The organism is Actinomadura spongiicola, from assembly GCF_003432485.1.
Lineage (GTDB): Bacteria > Actinomycetota > Actinomycetes > Streptosporangiales > Streptosporangiaceae > Spirillospora > Spirillospora spongiicola.
In genome coordinates this window covers 1-4,472 of record NZ_QVNQ01000024.1, presented here as the reverse complement: position 1 = coordinate 4,472, position 4,472 = coordinate 1, and the positions used below count along the sequence as shown (strand labels likewise).

Annotated in this window: 1 protein-coding gene; it reads left to right on the top strand. The window is 68.0% G+C overall.

Features of this window, described 5'->3' with window-relative positions:
• Positions 1-26: 26 nt before the first annotated feature.
• A partial coding sequence (locus tag D0T12_RS37225) for a type I polyketide synthase (protein WP_158581742.1) occupies positions 27-4,472 on the top strand: 4,446 nt, incomplete at its 3' end.

Sequence of the window (4,472 nt, the reverse complement as noted above, 5' to 3'; positions counted from 1 at the left end):
AGTTCCATCCGCCGACGATCCCGATCGTGTCCAACCTGACCGGGACCGTAGCCACCGTCGAACAGCTCACCTCACCCGGCTACTGGACACGCCTCATCCGCGAACCCGTCAACTTCCACGCGGGCGCCACCACTCTGACCGAACACGACGTCACCACCTACCTAGAACTCGGACCCGACGCGGTCCTGTCCGCACTCACCGACCAACCCGGCATCCCGCTCCTACGCCGCAACCAACCAGAAACCCACACCACCGTCACCGCCCTGGCCACCGCACACACCCAAGGCATCCCCGTCAACTGGGACACCGCCCTCCCCCAAGCCCCGATCATCGACCTGCCCACCTACCCCTTCCAACGCGAGCGCTATTGGGTGACGCCTCGATCGGAGGCCACCGACGCAACCGATCTCGGGTTGATCGCGGCCGACCATCCGCTGTTGGGCGCCACCGTCGAACCTGCGGACGGCGAAGGCCTTCTCTTCACGGCACGGATCTCCCGTGGTACTCACGCATGGTTGGCCGACCACACCATCGCGGACACCGTTCTGCTTCCCGGAACCGCCTTCGTCGAGTTGGCGCTGCACGCCGCCCACACGGCCGAACTCGACCACGTCGAGGAACTCACCCTGGAGACTCCGCTGGTCCTCCCCTCCTCAGGTGCTGTGGCCCTCCAGGTCGCCGTGGCCCCGACCGGAGAGGCCGGAAGGTATGCGCTGAGTGTGTACTCACAATCCGAAGGGGTGGAAGGCGACCGGCCGTGGACCCGGCACGCCACCGGCATACTCACTGCGGCGACATCGACGGCGGCCAGCGCGGAAGTGTCCAAGGTCTGGCCTCCCACCAACGCGGACCCGATCGACCTCGCCGATCTCTATGAGCAGTTGTCCGAAGCGGGTTACCACTATGGGCCTGCGTTCCAGGGCCTGCGTGCTGCTTGGCGAAGCGGCGAAGACCTTTACGTCGAGGTCCGCCTGTCCAATGACACACCGGCTACGGGCTACGGCCTTCACCCGGCGCTTCTGGACGCGGTGATGCATCCGATGGCGATGTCCGCGATCGGCACGGGAGAAATCGGTCTGCCATTTGCATGGACCGGGGTTCGGCTCCACGCAACGGGTGCGACCACCGTACGCGCCAAGGTCACGTCGACCGGCCAGAACACGTTCGCCCTGACGCTCGCTGATACGGCGGGAGAACCAGTCGCGGCGGTCGAAAGGCTCACTCTCCGCCCGATCGCTCCGGATCAGCTCCAGCCCAGCCAAACGCAACGCGACCCGCTTTATCAGGTGGAGTGGGTGGAGATCCCCACCCCGACCACCACCGACGGCGACGCGTCCGAGCCGGAGATCGTCACCTTGCGCGCCGAGGGCGAAGGCCCCCACGAGCCTGAACACGTCCACGCCCTCACCGAACAAGCCCTCACCCTCATCCAAAACAACCCCCACACCCACCTGGTCATCCTCACCCACCACGCCATCGCCACCACCCCCGGTGAACCCATCCACGACCTGCCCGCCGCAGCGACCTGGGGCCTACTGCGCACCGCACAAAACGAGCACCCCGAGCAGATCACCCTCATCGACACCGACCACCCCGACAACAAAGACCTGATAATCGCAGCCCTGGCCACCGGCGAACCCCAACTCGCCATCCGCAACCACACCCTCCACGCGCCCCGCCTCACCCCCACCACCAGTGAGCGGCAAACGCCCGTCCTCGACCCCGACGGCACCGTCCTGATCACCGGCGGTACCGGGACCCTCGGCGCCCTCATCGCCCGCCACCTGATCACCAGGCACGGCGCCCGCAACCTCCTCCTCACCAGCCGCCGCGGCCTCGACGCACCCGGCGCCCACGACCTCGCCACCGAACTCACCCAACTCGGCGCCAACATCACCATCACCGCCTGCGACACCACCGACCCCAACGCCCTAGCAGACCTACTCGACGGCATCCAACTGACCGCCGTCATCCACGCCGCCGGAATCCTGGACGACGCCACCATCACCGCCCTACGGCCCGAGCAACTCCACACCGTGCTCCGACCCAAGGTCGACGCCGCCTGGAACCTCCACCAACTCACCCAAGACCACGACCTGGCCGCGTTCATCCTGTTCTCCTCCGCCGCCGGCACCCTCGGCAACCCCGGACAAGCCAACTACGCCGCCGCCAACACCTACCTCGACGCACTCGCCCACCACCGCCACACCAACAACCTCCCCGCCACATCCATCGCCTGGGGACTGTGGCTTCAGAGCGGCGGTGGCATGACCGAGGGACTCGCCGACACCGATCTCGCACGTATCCGCCGCACCGGGCTCAGTCCCATCTCGGTCGAGGACGCGTTGACCTTGTTCGACGCCGCCCTCGCCGCCGGTCACGCCAACCCGATACCTGTTCGCCTGGACATGGCGGCCCTGCGCGCACGCGCCGAGTCCGGGACCCTACCGTCCTTGCTCAGCGGCCTCGTCCGCACACGACGCTCCGCGGCGGCGACCGTCGAGGACGCTTCTTCCGCGACCTGGGCACAGAGCATGGCGGGGATGTCGGCGGCCGAGCGCCACCAGGCGACAGCGGAGCTGGTGAGCATGCAGGTCGCGGAGGTGCTCGGTCATGCCACACCCGGCACCATCGACCCGGATCGGGCGCTCAACGAGCTCGGCTTCGATTCGCTGACGGCCGTCGAGCTGCGCAACCGGCTCAATTCCGCGACCGGGCTGAGGCTGCCCGCAACTCTCGTCTTCGACCATCCGACCGTGACCGCCCTCGCCGACTTCCTGCTGGCCGAGGCGCTGGGCACCCAGACGTCCAAGGTCACGGCAACGGCACCACTGGGGGCGGTGGACGACGATCCGATCGCGATCGTCGGCATGTCGTGCCGCTACCCCGGAGGCGTGCGAACCCCCGAGGATCTCTGGCGGTTGGTCTCCGAAGGCGTCGACGCGATCACCGACTTCCCCGACAACCGTGGCTGGGACCTGGACGCGCTGTACGACCCCGACCCGGAACGTCCCTGGAAGACCTACGTCACCAAGGGCGGCTTCCTGCACGACGCCGACGAGTTCGACGCCGACTTCTTCGGCATCAGCCCGCGCGAGGCCCTCGCCATGGACCCCCAGCAGCGGCTTCTCCTCGAGACCGCCTGGGAGACCTTCGAACGCGCGGGTCTCTCCCCGGCCGCCCTACGCGGCAGCCGCACCGGAGTCTTCACCGGGGTGATGTTCGACGACTACGGGTCCCGGTTGTCCCGGGCACCGGAAGGATTCGAAGGCTACGTGACCATGGGCAGCGCCGGTAGCGTCGCCTCGGGCCGCGTGTCCTACACCTTCGGCCTCGAAGGCCCGGCCGTGAGCGTCAACACCGCCTGCTCATCATCCTTGGTGGCGACACACCTGGCCCTGCAGGCGCTGCGCAACGGTGAATGCGACCTTGCTCTCGCGGGCGGTGTCACGGTGATGGCGACGCCGACCGTGTTCACCGAGTTCAGTCGGCAACGCGGACTCGCCTTCGATGGCCGCTGCAAGTCCTTCAGCGCGGCGGCCGACGGCCTCACCTGGTCCGAGGGCGCGGGTCTGCTGCTCCTCGAACGCCTTTCGGACGCGCGTCGCAACGGGCACCAGGTGCTCGCGATCGTACGCGGCAGCGCGGTGAACCAGGACGGCGCGAGCAACGGGTTGAGCGCACCCAACGGCCCCGCTCAGGAGCGGGTCATCGGTGAGGCGCTGGCCGCCGCCCGGTTGACACCCACGGACGTTGACGCCATCGAGGCCCACGGCACGGGTACGACCCTGGGCGATCCGATCGAGGCCCAGGCTTTGATCAACACCTACGGGCAGGACCGTCCCGAAGACCGTCCCTTGTGGCTGGGCTCGATCAAGTCAAACATCGGGCACACCCAGGCCGCCGCGGGCGTCGCGGGCATCATCAAGATGATCGAGGCCATGCGGCACGGCGTCCTGCCGCAAACCCTGCACGCCGACACACCTTCCGAACATGTCGACTGGACGCGGGGCGCGGTGTCACTGCTGACCGAGCCGGTCACCTGGCCGGAGACCGGCCATCCCCGCCGGGCGGGGGTGTCCTCGTTCGGGATCAGCGGCACCAACGCCCACATCATCCTCGAACAGCCACCCGCAGCAGACTCGACCGAGCCCGCCGAGCAGAACAGTGCTCCCGTGCCCTGGGTGATCTCCGCGAAGTCGGAATCAGCCCTCCAGGCTCGGGTGAAGCAACTGCTCGACCTCACCGAAGCCAATTCCGAGCTGAGCCCCGCGGAAGTCGCGCGCACGCTGGCCACCACCCGCACCCACTTCGACCACCGCGCCGCCGCCATCGGCACCACAACCGACGACCTCCGCCACGCCCTCACCAACAACCTCATCCACGAAAAGGTCCGGACCGGGAAGACCGCGTTCCTGTTCACCGGCCAAGGCGCCCAACAACACGGCATGGGCCGCGAACTCTACGACACC